Here is a 16,501-nt window from a genome sequence, read left to right as displayed (position 1 = left end):
CCCTCCTTTTAGAGTGTTTTGCCCAGCGCATCCAGCATCTCTTTCGTTCCCTGCTCGCGCACTTCCGGCGTATCGTATCCGTCAAAAAATGCCCCTTGTTCGGTGAAGACCAGCTTGGTGCCTCCTTCGGTCGGAAAGAACTCTACCGTTGTGAGCGATACGGAGATACGCGTGTCGTCCGTATCCAAAGTGTAGGTATAAACAATACGCTCATCCGGGATGATCTCCTGGTAGACCGCCTCGAAGGTAAAAATCGGTCCTTCCGGCGGTCCCCCGCTGCTGTATTCGCGGCCGCCGATCCGGAATTCAAAGATCTCGGGTTTAGAGAACCATTTTACTTTGGCATCCGGGTCGGCCCATGCCTGATACACCTTCTCGGGTAATGCAGGGTAAGTCCGCTCAACTACGAAAGTGGCATGCTTAACGAAGCGTTCGTTCATGGCTGATCCTCCTCTGAATTCGTTTTTTCAACATGTCGGGTAAGAAACTCGCCCAATATATCCAGACGGTTCTCCCAGCTGATTCGCCGCTCGACAACCAGCTTCTCGTGGCTCTTTTTCATGGCTTGTACAAGGCGAGTGAAGTCGTCCACCGCTAATGGCGCCTTCCCTTGCATCTGCTTGGAGATATGCCGGAGCTGATCAAGGAGAAGCTGCTGCAGCTTGATCTGCTCCTTGACCCGATCCATCTGCAGGTTGACGATCTCAAGCGGGCTGATTTGCTCGCCGGCCAGAATGGACTTGACCTCGTCAAGGGACAAGCCCAGCTCCTTCAGCGACAAAATTTGCTGCAGCCGCGCCAGATCCGCTTCATCGTACAGCCTGTGTCCGGACTCCGTCTGGCGGGACGGCGAGAACAAACCGATTTGATCGTAAAATCGCAGGGTGCGAATCGTAAGACCCGTTAGTTTGGCAAGCTCACCCACCTTCCAATATCGTTCCATAGCAACTCCTTCGTTAACGTTAACGTTTTACCGGTAAGCTTATTATAAAAGATGACGTTACGTAAGGTGCAAGCGGGAAATTTATGACCTAGCACGTTACCGCCATGATTCAGAGAGGCAACACGGTAATTCGTTCGTCCCCTATGGTTTCACCGTTGTCGCGGAATCCAAAGCTTTCATACAGCTTTTTGGCGGGCAAATTATCCTCCTTGTAAGAAATCCAGCAGTACTGGGCAGGCCCGGCCGGAAAGGAGCGGATGTATTCCAGTATTTTTTCCATGGCCTCCCGGCCGTAACCCCGATTCTGGCAGTGCTTGTCAATCATAAGCCGCAAAATGCAATAGCTGTCGTACGCGATGGACGGCAGGTCGTATCCGGTTATTCCATAGGTCAACATAACAAAACCGACCGGCTGACCATCCGAGTAAATGGCAAACGGAATTGGATGCCCTCCATTCGTTGCAAGGACATAACACGAAGCCGCACTGGATAAATTAGACGCAACAAAACGACGTTGTTCTTCAGTTACTTCCAAGTTGAATATGAAACGGCGATTTTCCAGCGTAATCTTTCTGAGCGTAATCATGCGGGTCTTTTCCCTTCTTCCCTTCTCGTATTGCGCCGCGGTCGCATAAATAACATACAATTTACTCGGAAAAAGGAATAGACTTATGTTCATTTTTTTTATAGACTATTATGTATCCATGCCTTTTTTAGGGATACGTACTCGAATATCGCCCCCTCTATTCGGCAATCAAACGGCGCTACATTCTTTCACCATGAGTTTATCAAAATCGCCTGAACGGTGGTTGAAGCCCTCTTTCTGCAAAAGCAGCTCCAGCATCGTCAAAATGCCCTTTTCATCGCTAATTGGCCCAAACCCGCTCGTTATGCAGCTTATCACAGCCTTTTATGCTTAAATTACGAAGGAATTCTATGTCTATGGAACCGCGATCTGCGCGGCGTTGAGCTTCTTTCCGGTGCGCATCACCCAAATCGGCATACAGCATCGGTTCCAGACACTCCGATTCAACAAGCGAGCATTATCCGCCTCCGCGTTGCCCATGCCGACAATATTTCAAAGACCACTTAACTAACTGGAAAAACTCCCGATAATTTGAGGGTATTCCCGTTTCTATGAGATTTACCGGGAAAAACTCATGTTAATTTCACACTTTTGGGCTCTGCACAGAAAAATAGCATGAATTAACCGGAGGTTTTCCAGCTAATCCTTGCTTCGATTCAGCAATTTCTATATTAACGGGAGGTTTTCCAGTTAAATTTAAAATCTCTCGTACAACCTGCTTACGGAATCTTTACTCCTGGCTTATGATATGGTCTCCGCTCTGTCGGATGGCCCCCATTGTTGCCGAGAGGGGACTTCAGATTTATAGGGCAGGATTTAGCATATCACTGCGCAAGAAGAAACAGCAGCAAGGATAAAGAACCGTTGGAGAGCTTAATCACGCCTTCATGGTGCATGTTGACAGGTGCTCCCACCACGTTGACTGATTGCGGTCTTTGTTATTCATCAGATTGTAAGCAAATCCCCCATGACATCCCCACTGTTGACTTAAACCATGGTTTAAGTCGTATCATATTCATGTCGACCATGAAATAAAAACTCGGAGGCCTCCAAATGAAGTATTATTCCATCGGCGAAGCTTCGGCAAAGTTCAGTATTCCGGAATCAACCTTACGCTATTATGAGAAAAAGGGATTATTGCCGCTAATCGAACGAGACGAAGCGGGCAGACGCCTATTTTCAGAGCGTCAATTGGGGCTCCTTCAAGCCGTCATTTGCCTAAAGAACTCGCACATGCCAATACACAGCATCAAGCAGTACATGGAATGGGTCGTAGAAGGAGATGCCACCGTTAAACGCCGGCTTGATATGATGGAGAGCCACAGGCAAAAGATGACGGAAGAGATCTTATTGATGAACGAGTACTTGCAAGGCATCGACGAAAAGATCGAACGCTATAAAAAACATATCGAGGAGGAATGATCATGAAGCTTTCAGGAAACACAGTGCTGATTACAGGCGGAGGCTCCGGAATAGGGTTGGCATTTGCGGAAAGATTTATCAAAGCCGGGAATACCGTCATTGTTTGCGGCCGGCGTGAACATGTACTTCAGCAAGCCAAGGAGCAAGTGCCCGGCCTGATCACTCGCGTAAGCGATTTGAACTCGGAGCCCGAGCGTCTGGCGTTGTATGACTGGGTGACTGCGAACTACCCGGAAGTGAACGTGCTCGTGAATAACGCCGGCACTCAGCAACGCTACAATGTACTAAAAGCGGACGCGAGAGACAATTGGGAATATTTCAACAAAGAAATCACAACGAATCTCGACGCCCCTATCCACCTGTCCATGATGTTCGCTCCTTATTTTGCGGCCAAAGAAACGGCGGCGATCATCAACGTAACTTCCGGGTTGGCTTTTACGCCCTTTGCGATCGCCCCTGTCTATTCGGCAACCAAAGCGGCGCTTCATTCTTTCACCATGAGTCTGAGACTCCAGCTCTCCGATACCTCCGTCGAGGTCATTGAAGTGGCTCCTCCGGCGGTCAATACGGATCTTGGAGGGACAGGTCTCCATACGCAAGGAGAACCGCTGGACGCCTTCACGGACGGCATTTTCAGCGAATTGGCCGAGGGCAAAGAAGAAATCGGATACGGCACTTCCGTCCCCCGCTTGCGCATGTCCCGGGACGAAATCGACGTATACGCGGAAAAGCTGTATCAAGCAACGAAAAGCTTTATTGAGTAGCCTTGCCTGGCATCGAGTATAAGGGAATGGTTTCAAACTCGCCGCAATTGCGGCGAGTTTGTTTTTTTCATCAGTTGACATTTAATAGGGGATGCTGTATAAATTCAAAGCCAATACGAAAGACGGAAAGGAGAATCTTCATGCACAAAGTGATCAAGATCAGATATACGCTTTTTTACGGCGAGGTGCCGGAAGCAAAATATTACGGGTACATGGAGCTCAATTCGGATGGTCATATGATCGCCCTCTACAATATGTACGGCGAGGAAATAAACATGTATGGCGGACATGAATTTGTTAGGGTGCGAAACCTGGGCAAATTCGATAACGCAGACCGCGATCATTTCTATTCCTTGCTGGAAAGCGACGGTGTAGGTTGATCCGCACGACAGGCTGACGATTCCGGTGCCGGGGCACTGCGAAAATGTCAGCCTTTTTGATTTTATTATGCCTCCTAGCGTTAAACGCAAGGGACATAGTCCCTCAAAATGCCATATGAAATACGCTCCAATAAGTTAACGGCAAGTTTTATTTAAGTCGTTTTGTGCCTTGAAAAATTCACCAAAGATTTTATACGATCTAAGTATATTATTTGCGAACGCGAGTAAAAAAACGAGCATAGAAAGGAAACGATATGTTGATATGATAAACCAGCTGTTTTCATTGGCTCAAAAACCTGATCTCTGGCAGCGCAGCAGCGAACCGTTTTGGGACGACGAACATATCTCGAAGCAAATGCTGGATGCTCATCTTCATCCTGATTGGGAAGCGGCAAGCCGCAGACACAGTGATATTGATCGTTCGGTAAAATGGCTTAGTGGCATGATTCCCGCGGGCAGCCAAGTTCTTGACCTGGGCTGTGGCCCTGGGCTATATACAAAACGCCTTTCCCATATGGGGTATGACGTAACCGGCTTGGATTTTTCCAAACGCTCGATCGGGTATGCAAAAGAGCATGATCTCCAAAGCAAGTATATTTATCAGAATTATTTGGAAATGGATTATTCGGAAGCGTTTGATATCATCACCTTGATTTATTGCGATTACGCCGCGCTTACCTTTAGCGAACGGCAAACCGTGCTTGCGAAGGTCTATCGTGCATTAAAGCCTGGCGGCCGGTTTATTTTTGATGTTTTTACGGAGAAGACGCAAGCAGGAAAGCAGGACTCCTCTTCATGGTCCATGTTTCAAAACGGAGGTTTTTGGAGTGCGGAGCCGCATATCTGCCTGGAAGCGGCGTATTATTTCGAGAACAACACCGTCAAAGTCAGGCAAGCTATTGTAATTGCGGATGACGAGCTGCACGAATATTTGATCTGGAACACGGTGTTCACCCAGGAAACACTGGCCGATGAAGCGCTGCCTTTCGGGTTCCAGGTGAGCGGCATTTATGACGATATTTGCGGCAGTCCGTTTACCGGCGAGGCGGACACGCTTTGCGTGGTGCTGGAGAAGGGAAAAGTGGGTTGAGGTTTGCTATCGAAACTTGCCGCTGCGCGCGCAGCTTCCGGCGCACGGTGCTTCGCTGCACGAGGGCGGTGGTTGGCCACATACGGCAGGCTCCCCCCCGCGTTATACGTGTTGTCTGCCTTGCCCGTCGGCAAGTTTTCAAAGGCTACCCCAACTAACTGGAAATACTCCCGTTAATTTGAGGGAATTTTAAATTTTGTGAGGTTTAGCTGGAAAAACTCACGTTAATTTCACCCTTTTGGGCTCTACACAGGAAAATAGCAAGAATTAACCGGAGTTTTTCCAGCTAATTCTTGCAATGATACAGCAGCTTCTATAATAACGGGAGGTATTCCAGTTAATTTTAAATTTACTCGCACAACTCGTTTATGCTTAAAGCCCTTTCTGGAAGTCCGGCCACCAAGAGTGGTAAAGCTCTACATAGAGATGATTGGACGCATCGTTCACCTCTTTTGCAGTGGAGAAGTTGCTTTTATAGACAGCGAGTGCTTTGTCATACGCATCCCCGCTCAGCTTTGCAGCCTCCGCATCGTCCAGCAGCGCTTTCAGGCGATCCTTGACGGCCATGCCGGGCGCGATGCGCGCAAGGGTCGCCTGCTCATAGGCATATCCCATCTCGATCAGCTTCTCCTCGGTGAAGGCATCTCCCGTGATCTGCAGATTGATCGGCTCCCCGTTTCCGCCTTCGGCCGTCCGATAGCCCGTCGGAACCGTAATGCTCGGGTAGCCGGCTTTTGCCGCAATGCCGGTCGTTGCGCCATTCAGGCCGATCAATCCGTCAAGCTTGTATTTATCCAATAGATAGTTAATGCCGTTCTTCCGGGAGTACTCGACATCAGCAGCCCGCTGCCGGTCCCTGGTTTGGTAATCCGCGGAACCCGGCGTCATATTGTAAGTGACGGCTTCTTCCAGAATGGTCTGTCCGTATTTCAATACATCCAAGTGCTTCTTATTGTAATCGATAATATCCTGCAAACTCGTAATGATCGTCTTATCATCGCTGGCCAATACCGGGTTCTTCTGGGCTTTCAAATAATTCTCGATATCTTCCTTGAAATCGTAATACAGCACCTTGGACGCCGGGGCACTGGGCAGTTCCTCCGCCATGTCTCCCCCATTCGAAGCATAGACGACAGTTGCGCCTTGATCTTTCAACACCTGGATGGCTTTCCGGAAGGTTTCATAGACATCAGGCTGGGTCTCCTTATTCGGAGTCCGATATACGCCAAGGACTTTGCCCTTCAAGCCGTCCTCTTTCAAATAATCGGTGTAATTCTCGGTATGCTCTTTGAAGTAACTCTCATCAACTTTAATATCGTTGTTTACTCCCATACTCATATGGATGTCGCCTTGATCATATCCCTGCATTGCGGACAGCAGCGTGGCGACGTCGGACACATCCCGCCCCATCGGCCCTGCCGTGTCCTGGCTATGCGACAAAGGAATAATGCCGCTACGGCTAACAAGCCCGACCGTCGGCTTCAAGCCCACAAGCGAGTTTCTCTGCGAAGGAGACAAGATCGAACCGGAGGTCTCCGTACCGATCGTGATGGCCGCGAGTGCGGCCGCCCCTCCCGAACCCGAGCCGGAGGACGAACCGGAGACATCCAACACACCCGGCAGATAAGGGTTGAGTACCTGTCCCTGCAGGGTGGAATAACCGTTCCGCATCCCGCTGGTGATGAAGTTTGCAAATTCGGACAGGTTCGTTTTCCCCAGGATAATCGCCCCGGATTTCTTGAGCTGGCTCGCCAGGAAAGAATCGTTCTCAGGGTAATTGTTGGCCAAGGCGATCGATCCGGCTGTCGTCGGCATGCCGTCGGCTTTCGCCGTTCCGATGTTGTCTTTGATCAGAACCGGAATTCCAAACATGCCCGTCGCCTTGGACGGATCCGCCTTAACTGCGGCATCGCTTGCTTTCGCCAGTTCGATCGCATTGGGGTTAAGACTCGCGACCGCATCCAATCGAACGGTGTAATTATTATAAAGATCAATTCGGGTTAAATACATGATGACCAGTTGCTCGTATGTCAGCTCTCCTGACTTGACCGCCGCCTGCATATCCGCGATAGTGGCCTTCTCCAAGTCGATTGTCAGAGAATCCAACGCAACCTGCAGCGTAAGTCTAACTTCGTTGATCTTGAACACGGTGCTATTCGGCGTTATATTGCTCGCCATGCTGAGCGCATACCTTACATCATTCGCATACGGGGCGGGATGATCCTTGAGGTTGACGCTCTTCGCTTGCTGCACAACAGATTGCAGATCCTGAAGGGCCTTTGTCGTCGTTGTGGCGTCGACGATCAAGCTAGTGGAATTCATTGCATAGGCCGGAATGGTACTTCCCAATAACGCTATACCCAAGAACGGCACCGTCATCATTTTGACCACCTTTCGTGTCTTTGCATTGCTCATTCTCCAACACCCTCCCATATGTAAATATATATTACACAATGGGAGCATATCACATTAGATACTCCTGTTTCAAAATATTTTATGTTACATAACATGACTTAAAACGAGTTTTATTGCAGGTTATGTTTATAAATCCTGAATTACGTGTAATGAAACATTACACAAACTTCAGGTGTTGTTAAGTTGTTACTGCAGCATGTGCTCAACCGCAGAACGTATCACTGAGGTAATGTGATGGTATTGGCCAAACGCCCTATGCGGCATTAAGAAATCTGGACAAGATCGAGTCGATTTCCGTAGAGGTCTTCGAATACAACCTCAATTCCCCACGGTACCTCTTTCGGTTCACCGAAGAAATGGACACCGTTTGATTTCATTTTTTCATAATCTCGATAGCAATCATCGGTTTGAATGACCAAGAAAACGTGGTTAGCTGCTTGAGTGCCAAGTCTTGCCGCTTTTTCAGGAGTATCAGCTTCAACAAAAACAATCGCTGTCTCGGAATCTTTTGACGGTGCGACTGAAACCCACCGCATTCCGTTGCCAAAAGCGTTGTCTGCTAATAAAATGAACCCTGCTTTTTGGGTATAAAAATCAATTGCCTCGTCATAGTTTTTTACCAAAATCGTAACGTGTCCTATTTTCTTCTTCATATTTTCACTCCTCTTTCTAAGACTCCGGCTATTTGAGATCTAATCTCGCAGCTGCCGCAATCCGTAATACTTAATTCTATACCCAATCATTGAAATGATCCGTTACAAATCGAATCTCGCTCTCATAATGAGTCAGGTGTCCCTCATCAACCATTTTTTGAAAGGCAGGATTTCCCTCGGCAGCGCCATTTCTTAACGTATCGCACATTGTAGTCAATCGTTGAATAATCCACTGACACAGTTCACTAGGGACCGGAATTCCATACGATTCAAAAAATAAATGAATTCGTCGACGGCGCTCTGCAGCGTGAAAATCCGATCGGTACCCTACCGTTTTTCCCGAAGAACGGTCAGGTGAAAAGCTCGCAAGCGGAACCGATGTATAAAGGGAATACGCGATGTCCCACATGCGCGGACCGGGTCCTGCCATGTCAAAATCAATCAGCGCCACAGGAATCCCCTTTTGAAAGACCACATTGTACAACGCAGCGTCATTATGACATATCACTTCGTGTTCGCGATCATCGACATAACTAAGCTGCCATTTGCCTTTCGTCATAAGCGTAGATCCTTCAGTCGCATCATGAAAACGGCGTAAAAGACGCGCTAAACCTACGAGCGTTTCATCCGACCACATGTAAGGTCCAAGTTCAGGGTAATCGTTTCCGGGGACTTCCCTTGAAATGAATGTTACTATTTCACGATCAGAGTCGTCGATCCCTCACCCTTCTCATTTCGGATCTATATCATATTCGTGTTCTAGACCCTAGACCCTTTCCGCAAAAAAACTTGCCCTTATTTATTTATAATAAGATTCACCGCGCAGTCTGTAACGGCAAGTTTTAAGGCCATCCTAAGCGGATGGCCCTTTCATTTGCAACGATCGCCACATAGTGAGGTTCGAAAGTTTTATTTATTTTATTTTCACTGCTTCTTTCGCTCTTTAATGATTTCTAGCATGCTCTTTCCAGTTGCAACAATTGATTCTTCCGCCGAACGTGGGTTCCATCCAAGTAATTGTTTGGCCTTTCGATTACTCGTTGACATATCTTGTCCCAAGAGTGCTGCAATCATTCTTAATTGCGGATTGAAAATCGCTATTGCACGAACTGCAATATTCGGAAATTCTCCCTTTGGCACGTTCTTTGCATCTTCACCCAAATGTTTTCTTAAAATATTTGCAATATCTAACATCGAAAGATTCTCTGCACTGGAAGCTATAAAACGCTCTCCATTTGCTTCGGGACGCAGCATGGCCAAAATATGCAAATCGGCAACATCTCGGACATCTACATAATCAGAATAAATTTTAGGGACATTCTTTAGATCGCCTTCCAGCATTTGGCGGACGCTATCATTTGAGTGAGAATAATCATTACCAAGGATTGGCCCCATCACCCCAACAGGATTTACTGCTGCAAGTTCTAAGCCATTTCCTTCTTGGCGGATAAATTCCCAAGCAGCTTTTTCAGCGATTGTCTTGGATTTTTGATATGGAGGAATATTTGCGTCCGTATTCGACCAATCTTTTTCGGTATAGGGCCCTTTATGATTCTTGTGTCCCACACCAATCGCTCCGAAAGCGGAGGTTAAAACAACGCGTTTGACACCTGCATCTCGTGCTGCTCTGAGCACCCGCAAAACACCCTCACGTGCCGGCTGAATCATTTCATTTTCATCTTTATAAATTCTATTGGGCGTTGGAGAAGCAACATGGATGACATAATCGGCCCCTTTAACAGCCTCGACCCAGTTTTTATCAGAAGTTAAATCTGCTTGAATAAATGACAAACCTTCAAAATTTGTTACTCCACCTGACTTTAACATGGCTTTTACTTCATCTTGTCTACTCATTGTACGAAGTGTTGCCCGCACACGGTACCCTTTCTGAAGTAACTTCAAAGTGGTATGAACGGCTATAAATCCTGAACCTCCGGTCACAAGCACTAAGGGGTTGTTATTTTCCGGCATAGTGAATACTCCCTTCCGTTGACGTTACATCTGTAACAGATGTACACTATTTTAGAACGGAACAGGATCTAAAACAAGTGGAGGGCAAACATCTGTGACAAAATGGAGGAAGTGTTATGGCAGCAACTGAGCACGCGCAAAACATAAAAAAAGACACAAGAGAATGGATTGCTTTGGCATTGCTGGAACTTTTAAAGACAAAACGACTATCAAAATTAACAATTTCAGAAGTCGTGAAAAAAGCCGGCGTCAGCCGAATGGCATTCTATAGAAATTATGAAAGTCTTGAACATGTATTGGAGGAGTACTACGAACCTAAATTTGCGGATGTATTTAATAAAACTTCATTTAAAAAAGATCGCGAACAGAAATTAACACATTTGACGAATTTTTTTCTTGCGCTATCCAATGATTTTCAAATGGCCATTGAAGGTGATTATACAGAGTTGCTTTATCAAATTTTTAAGCGCCATATTACTCAATTTTATGATGAATTAGTGCCCTTTCCGGACTGGACCGGTGCAAAGCGAAGCTATTGGATTGACTTTATGAGTGCTGGTGTTTTTGAAGTTTGGGTGATGTGGATAAAAAAGGGTCAAAAAGAAACTATAGATGAAATCTTAACCCTCATCCGATTTTTTCATAAATAAAAATAAGCACCTTGCCATACGAGCCACGTCGTGTTATTAGCAAGGTACCTGATATAGTTGAAGTATGAATTAAAAGCCCAAAAGCCCGCAAGAGACCGCTTTTTTCAAGTGTCCATCTTACGGGTTACAGTTCTTTAGCGTAAGCCGGCCTCCGCAAGCTTCTTGTCCAGTTCAGCCTTTTGGCGCAGATGATGCCGGCTGTGCATGCCAACCATCTGATACCATTCCAGCGCATGAAGCCAGCCGAACCAGCCGTGCCGAACCTTGCAATTCAGATTTGCCTCATGTACGTGTTCAGACCAATATTCCAATTTCTTCAGCACTTGATCCAAGCCGGCTGTGATCTCATCTTTGCTCACAGGATTCCGCGTCATGTTAGCCGAATCCTCTAGTTTCACTCGGACATTAGGCCAGGCTTGTTCGGTAAACGCCTTCGTTCCGTCTTTGGTTTTCCCTTCCTGTTTTGCTTCCGCCACCATTGTACATGCTTGGATATGTCCGATGTACTCTTCCGCCACATCGATCACGTGGATATACATCTGTCCAACCGACCATACATCTTCCTCGAATTTACACCGCAGCTGAGCGATCGTATATTCCTCCAGCATCCGTTTGTATTGCATGATCATAGTCAAAGAATCATCTCTAATCATAATCCCCTCCCAGCCTACGGTGACGCCAAAGGATTTGTAATATATTATATCGCTTTCCACTTGCTTCACGATCATTTTGTTGCGTTTTCGCAGCATCTCGTCTGATGTGAATTCGGCTACAAAACAACCTTTCCCTGTTACCGTATGGATCAAAGCGCTTCGTTCGAGTTCTTCCCATGTAAAGGCCATCCTCCTGCGGAATGGCCTATTCACATCACGAGCAGCTCATCTTCGAAAGAACTCCTATTGGCCGCTTTTCTCACATTAAATCTTTTTTAACAAACCTCAACAGCCGATCCACCTGTGGAATCGTGTAGCCATTGCCCAGAACCATTACGCCTGAAAGGATTGTCAGGTAACTTGAGATCAATTCCTCCGGATTTCCATCTGTGACTTCCCCTTTTTTCTGCCCTTCCTCAAATAAAGGGAGCAGTCGCTCGACATAGACATCCATCGGATATTGTTCAATCAATTGGCTGACTTCTTCGGGTACCTCTTCAAAATTCCGGGCCCTATGGAGCAGCATAAAATACGGAGCTCCGTTCTCTTCGAGAATGCTTTTCGTTAAAAATCTAATTTTTTCGATAGGTGATCCGGTAAGCTGGTTCAAGTGGTCGATTTCCACGATCGATGTTTCGACCGCTTCTCTTACCAAGGAGGTAAACAACTCCTCCTTTGATTTGAAGTAATGATAGAACAAGCCGTGACTCACACCTGCTTCGGAGGTGATCCTGCTAATTTTCGTACCTTGAAGACCGCGCTGGGCGAAAATTTTGACGGCGGCCGACGTAATCTGTTGTTTGCGCTCGTCATAGATTTTTTGAAGTTGTTCTTCCTTGAAACGCGGCATGAATCAAACTCCTTCCGGATTAGTTAAAAAAGTGGTGGAACATACGCGCAACCTCTTCCGGCCCGCCGTCATTCTCAGGGCCAAAATGGCTCATTCCAGGGGCGGTTTGCAATGCCGAATGGGCAAGCGTTCGGTTTAATTCCTCCATCATTTCCCTTGTGGGATTGGGGCTCTTCCCCCCCTGAACCAACAACACATCTGCCTTGGTGCTGCTGTAATTCTGATAAGTGGAAGCAAGTCGCTGGACCTCGCGGTGCTCAAGTAAATTTTGCGGTAATAATTGAGCGGTTTTTCTCCAATGGTCCCCTCGTACCATGATCCTCAAAATGAGTTTCGCATACCAATAGGGGAGTCTCGTCAATGGGGTATTTCCCATTCCTCTTACGAAGTGGGCAAAAGCTCCAACCCGATCATCCCTAAGCATTGCTTGCTCGTAACGGTCCATCCATGCGTCATCCATCCGGTGAATCAGCACTCCAGGTTCGTACAAGGCCACTTTGGTGATGGTGGAGTCCATCCTTGCCATCTCCAGCGAGACAAGCCCGCCATAACTATGCCCAATCAAATATTTGGCACCTGTCGCCTCCCGGATGGCTTGAACGTCTTCGCACTCTTTATTAATAGCATAATTCGGACCTTGAGGACCACTCATTCCTCGTCCCCTTCGGTCCATGAGGTGAACGGTAAAGGAGCGGGAGAGCGCGATGGCTAAGCGGGTATAATCACTGGAATCCGTTAATGCACCATGAACAAGCACAATCCCAGGACCCTCTCCGATTGTTCGGTACCCGATTGTTGTTCGGTCTCTTGATATGACCTCGCATTGCTTAAACGAACTCTCACAGTTAGAAAAATCCTTTGATAGAGACATTTTGGCACCTCGATTCTTTGATTGATTAATTCAGTCAATCAAAGAGTATAATGGAAGTCATCGTTTGTCAATGGGCCCGCACGAGCAAGCCGCCGGCGACAATCGAATGGGAGTAATGAAAAAAACTCCAGGAAACCCGCTACAACAAGGGTTCTCGGAGTTCTTATTAGAGTCAACCCTGCGCAGGGCTGATCTTCATTTCATAGATTTTTTGGAGCGCATGGACACTCTTCGTCTTCTTGTCATCGTCCTCTGTGTGGAGATACCCCTCCACAAACCTGTACCCGAATACGAGAAGGATCATTTCGTAGACGCAATGATCGGCGATAGGGGATACATCCGCATTCTCCGAAAAGCCTTTGTAATACGCGGGGACACATCGCTGGTAGTATTCGACCATGTGATCGATATCCGCTTCATCGGCAATCAGGCTTGCGAGATCCTCGCCCAGGTAGCCCCATCCGGATGTGTCCCAGTCGATGAGCGCGATTTTCCCGTCGGAATAGATCAGGTTGGTTACCCAGAAGTCCCGGTGGCATAACACGAGGGGCAATTTTTCGATGCGGGCGAATATCTCGTCTGCGTGCTCATCGATGTCGATGAGCATTTGCCGCACGTGCTGCGGGAATTCGCAGTTCTCCGAGCGTATATAATCGTAGACGACCGGCCATGACCGGTAATGCAGATACGTGTTCTTCATGAGATCCGCAGGGCTCAGGTTGGTCAGGCTCTGCAGTACAGCGGGCTGCTCCGCGTACAGCTTGCCTTGATAACGTCCCAACTCCAGCGCGGCCTGTTCATACATGTCACCGGTCAAGTCTAAACCGGTTACGCCATCGATATATTCCAACCACAGCTGGAATTCATTTTCTTCGGCATTGATCTCGGCGTGATAACATGTCGGCCAGCGGAAGGCATCCGAGAACGTCGCTCCCAAGTCAGACGCATAGAGATCATATTCCCGGCGCCATGAGCCCGGATCGCCGTATCGTTCCCATTTCTTCTGGATTTTCAGCACGATCCGGTACGGCAATTTTTCGCCATCCGCGGTTTCGGCGATTCCCGTTACCAGGTACACATTTCCCACTGTTCCACCCTGTAACCGCATAGTTTGGCAGTCGGCCGAAATGATATCCTTCTTGAACCGTCGGCTCAGGGCATGGACCAGCGTATCGAATTCAATTTTCACTTCTTCTTTCCTCCGTTTCTCTTCGTTTGCTTGCTCCACATGGCAATCCTTTGGTTTCGTGCCCTCTTGTCGATGAAGTAGCTCGTTCTACTCTGGACATTATACTTGACATTATAATATTAAAATTATATATTTTACTCAATAAGTTGCTATACCAACTATTTTTAAGGGGGCTATCATGAATTTTTTTTTTAGAGGAATATATAAAATATATTATTCATCAAGCTGATTTAGCCCTTACTAGTTATGCAAAAAAATTATTAGCTCCTTATAACCTTGCTCCAGAACAAAATTTCATTATGTTAGTTTTATGGAACCATAAAAATGGCATTAACCAAAATGAAATTGCTGAACTTTTAAATAAAGATAAGACAAATATTGCGCGAATGATCGTAGGTCTTGAGAAGAAAGGATTGATTAAAAGAATAGTTAACGACATTGACCGTCGCTCTTATAATGTTTTTCTTTCGGAAAAAGGAGATGAATTGCGTTCCGAGATCATTCCTATTACTTTGGAAGCTAACAAACAAATCATTAGAGGAATTACAAAAGAAGAATTGGATGAAGTAAAAAGAATCCTTCTAAAGATTATGGATAATGTTAAATAGTAGAGATGTACTATTTAACTTTGCCCGATAGTTGCTATACCAACTATTGGGGCACGCAAATTTATTCTTATGTTAAAACGAATCATACAATCCATTGTTATTAAGGAGATGCATAAAAATGAAAAAAGTATTAACACTGATTGTCATTATATTTATCGGGGTATTCCTCAAAGTAATCCAATTACCAATACTTGAAGATCCCCTTGCAAGGGTATTACCCATACGTATGATAAAGAATTCACCCACAACTCCATATGTATCGATCATCCTTATACTCTCTTATTTGTTTTTCTCGGTCATATTCATTAAATTTGAAGGCAGGCTAAATGGAAATAAAATATATAAAGGCTTTATTTATGGTCTTCTTTTTGGCTTACTATGGCTTTTGGGAATGATCGAAAATGGCATTGTTTATAAGGTTTCGATGATAGACGAGATTATATATGGGATCGGAGATGCTATTCCCATCATTATAATGGGCATTTTATTGGGAAGATTCTTAGGGACTCATTCCAAAAATAAGGTCCGTTCCATTCTTTTAAAAAAAGATATGATCTCTACGGTGAGCATTACTTTAATCTATTTATTAGGACGATATTTTTCATATATGGTTATAGGCGCAAAGTCAGCATATACAACAAGACCTGTTGAAACATTTTTATGGACACTGGGAGCTGGGCTACTCATTAGTATTATGTATTATTTTATGAAAGATGCACTTCAACACTGTCCATTAGTTAAGCGAGCAATTATTTTCAGCTTTATAATATTCGGAATAGATTGGTTTTTATATAATCTCTTTATCCCCTTAATTTATGATATTTCCCTTCCTCAAATCGTTTCTTCCTATTTTGGGCGTTCCATATTAGATATAATCTACATTTGTGTAGGAATATACTCTTCTGAAAAGTATTTGAGTATTAAGAGCAAATAATTTAATTCCACCTCGCCAACTACATCACTCTGTAACACAAAAAACTTGCCGTTACTTGTGATACGGTTCACCGCAATAGCTATTTCATGGGCTGCTCTCCGAATGATTAGAAAAAAGTCGACACAATGATTGTAAATATGATTAGTATGAAATATCATACTAATGTATAGACTGCTAATTAAAGGAGAGATTTATAATGCATAATAAAAAAGATAATAGTCATGGATTCGGGCACGGCAAAGTGCTAGGAACAACATCAATGGGTGAGAGAGGGCAAATTGTTATTCCTAGAGAAGCAAGGGAAGAACTTGATATCGAGCCAGGTGAGAAATTCATCGTTTTCGGGAATAAGCGCAAGGGAGCCGTAATTCTGGTCAAAGCAGAAATGTTCAATAAATTTGCGGATTTCTTCATGAGCGCTTCGAAAAAATTTGAAAGTATGGCCCAAGCGATCTTTGATAAGAACACTCCCCTTTCCGAAGAGGATGAGAATGAACCTGAGGTAGCTGAAAAAGAATGAGA

General features: G+C 45.8%; 19 protein-coding genes. 8 read left to right on the top strand and 11 right to left on the bottom strand.

All coding sequences use genetic code 11. The annotated features are described in order from the left end of the window. Nucleotides 1-8 precede the first annotated feature (8 nt). The 3 genes from ACI48K_RS17580 to ACI48K_RS17570 form a co-directional block, all read right to left on the bottom strand. On the bottom strand, nucleotides 9-440 hold the full coding sequence (locus ACI48K_RS17580) for an SRPBCC family protein (RefSeq protein ID WP_475028915.1): 432 nt from the start codon (nucleotides 438-440) through the stop codon (nucleotides 9-11). After that, nucleotides 437-943 (bottom strand): MerR family transcriptional regulator, encoded by a 507-nt coding sequence (locus tag ACI48K_RS17575; RefSeq protein ID WP_475028914.1) that lies wholly within the window; start codon nucleotides 941-943, stop codon nucleotides 437-439. The genes ACI48K_RS17580 and ACI48K_RS17575 overlap by 4 nt, the downstream gene beginning before the upstream one ends. Before the next feature lie 109 nt (nucleotides 944-1,052). Beyond that, a complete protein-coding gene (locus ACI48K_RS17570) occupies nucleotides 1,053-1,529 on the bottom strand; it encodes a GNAT family N-acetyltransferase (RefSeq protein ID WP_475028913.1) in 477 nt (158 codons plus the stop codon). Nucleotides 1,530-2,582: 1,053 nt separating this feature from the next. Here ACI48K_RS17570 and ACI48K_RS17565 point away from each other — a divergent pair. From ACI48K_RS17565 to ACI48K_RS17550, 4 genes are all read left to right on the top strand, one after another. After that, the gene (locus ACI48K_RS17565) at nucleotides 2,583-2,951 is read left to right on the top strand and encodes a MerR family transcriptional regulator (RefSeq protein ID WP_475028912.1); all 369 of its coding nucleotides are present in this window, start codon (nucleotides 2,583-2,585) and stop codon (nucleotides 2,949-2,951) included. Between the two features lie 2 nt (nucleotides 2,952-2,953). Next, a complete protein-coding gene (locus ACI48K_RS17560; protein WP_475028911.1) occupies nucleotides 2,954-3,715 on the top strand; it encodes an SDR family oxidoreductase in 762 nt (253 codons plus the stop codon). Between the two features lie 140 nt (nucleotides 3,716-3,855). Next, nucleotides 3,856-4,095, top strand: a complete 240-nt coding sequence (locus ACI48K_RS17555; protein ID WP_475028910.1) for a hypothetical protein — start codon at nucleotides 3,856-3,858, stop codon at nucleotides 4,093-4,095. Between the two features lie 262 nt (nucleotides 4,096-4,357). Next, nucleotides 4,358-5,185, top strand: a complete 828-nt coding sequence (locus ACI48K_RS17550) for a class I SAM-dependent methyltransferase (protein ID WP_475028909.1) — start codon at nucleotides 4,358-4,360, stop codon at nucleotides 5,183-5,185. A 372-nt stretch (nucleotides 5,186-5,557) separates the two neighbouring features. Here the strand turns inward: ACI48K_RS17550 and ACI48K_RS17545 are convergent, their stop codons facing one another. From ACI48K_RS17545 to ACI48K_RS17530, 4 genes are all read right to left on the bottom strand, one after another. Next, entirely contained in the window at nucleotides 5,558-7,600 is a 2,043-nt protein-coding gene (locus ACI48K_RS17545; protein ID WP_475028908.1) for an amidase family protein, read from the bottom strand. 263 nt (nucleotides 7,601-7,863) lie between these two features. Continuing rightward, complete coding sequence (locus tag ACI48K_RS17540) at nucleotides 7,864-8,253, bottom strand: VOC family protein (protein WP_475028907.1); 390 nt, start codon at nucleotides 8,251-8,253, stop codon at nucleotides 7,864-7,866. 76 nt (nucleotides 8,254-8,329) lie between these two features. Then, the gene (locus ACI48K_RS17535) at nucleotides 8,330-8,812 is read right to left on the bottom strand and encodes a phosphotransferase (protein WP_475028906.1); all 483 of its coding nucleotides are present in this window, start codon (nucleotides 8,810-8,812) and stop codon (nucleotides 8,330-8,332) included. Nucleotides 8,813-9,177: 365 nt separating this feature from the next. Further along, a complete protein-coding gene (locus tag ACI48K_RS17530; RefSeq protein WP_475028905.1) occupies nucleotides 9,178-10,224 on the bottom strand; it encodes an SDR family oxidoreductase in 1,047 nt (348 codons plus the stop codon). A gap of 116 nt (nucleotides 10,225-10,340) precedes the next feature. On the opposite strand from ACI48K_RS17530, the gene ACI48K_RS17525 reads away from it, so the two are divergent. Further along, complete coding sequence (locus ACI48K_RS17525) at nucleotides 10,341-10,874, top strand: TetR/AcrR family transcriptional regulator (protein WP_475028904.1); 534 nt, start codon at nucleotides 10,341-10,343, stop codon at nucleotides 10,872-10,874. A 134-nt stretch (nucleotides 10,875-11,008) separates the two neighbouring features. On the opposite strand, the gene ACI48K_RS17520 is transcribed toward ACI48K_RS17525, so the two are convergent. From ACI48K_RS17520 to ACI48K_RS17505, 4 genes are all read right to left on the bottom strand, one after another. Next, on the bottom strand, nucleotides 11,009-11,716 hold the full coding sequence (locus ACI48K_RS17520; RefSeq protein ID WP_475028903.1) for a DinB family protein: 708 nt from the start codon (nucleotides 11,714-11,716) through the stop codon (nucleotides 11,009-11,011). Between the two features lie 70 nt (nucleotides 11,717-11,786). Then, complete coding sequence (locus ACI48K_RS17515; RefSeq protein ID WP_475028902.1) at nucleotides 11,787-12,377, bottom strand: TetR/AcrR family transcriptional regulator; 591 nt, start codon at nucleotides 12,375-12,377, stop codon at nucleotides 11,787-11,789. A gap of 19 nt (nucleotides 12,378-12,396) precedes the next feature. Continuing rightward, nucleotides 12,397-13,248: an alpha/beta fold hydrolase gene (locus tag ACI48K_RS17510; protein WP_475028901.1), complete on the bottom strand. Its 852-nt coding sequence runs from the start codon at nucleotides 13,246-13,248 to the stop codon at nucleotides 12,397-12,399. Between the two features lie 172 nt (nucleotides 13,249-13,420). Continuing rightward, nucleotides 13,421-14,437 carry a phosphotransferase gene (locus ACI48K_RS17505; RefSeq protein ID WP_475028900.1) on the bottom strand — a complete coding sequence of 339 codons (1,017 nt, stop codon included), beginning with the start codon at nucleotides 14,435-14,437 and terminating at the stop codon, nucleotides 13,421-13,423. A gap of 182 nt (nucleotides 14,438-14,619) precedes the next feature. Here ACI48K_RS17505 and ACI48K_RS17500 point away from each other — a divergent pair, with 182 nt between their 5' ends. The 3 genes from ACI48K_RS17500 to ACI48K_RS17490 all read left to right on the top strand — a co-directional run bounded on the left by ACI48K_RS17500 (nucleotide 14,620) and on the right by ACI48K_RS17490 (nucleotide 16,499). Then, nucleotides 14,620-15,045: a MarR family winged helix-turn-helix transcriptional regulator gene (locus tag ACI48K_RS17500; protein WP_475028961.1), complete on the top strand. Its 426-nt coding sequence runs from the start codon at nucleotides 14,620-14,622 to the stop codon at nucleotides 15,043-15,045. Between the two features lie 118 nt (nucleotides 15,046-15,163). Continuing rightward, nucleotides 15,164-15,979 carry a hypothetical protein gene (locus ACI48K_RS17495; RefSeq protein WP_475028899.1) on the top strand — a complete coding sequence of 272 codons (816 nt, stop codon included), beginning with the start codon at nucleotides 15,164-15,166 and terminating at the stop codon, nucleotides 15,977-15,979. Nucleotides 15,980-16,175: 196 nt separating this feature from the next. Continuing rightward, on the top strand, nucleotides 16,176-16,499 hold the full coding sequence (locus tag ACI48K_RS17490) for an AbrB/MazE/SpoVT family DNA-binding domain-containing protein (RefSeq protein WP_475028898.1): 324 nt from the start codon (nucleotides 16,176-16,178) through the stop codon (nucleotides 16,497-16,499). Nucleotides 16,500-16,501 lie beyond the last annotated feature (2 nt).

The organism is Paenibacillus terrisolis (assembly GCF_056171975.1).
This window is presented reverse-complemented; position numbering and strand designations above follow the sequence as displayed.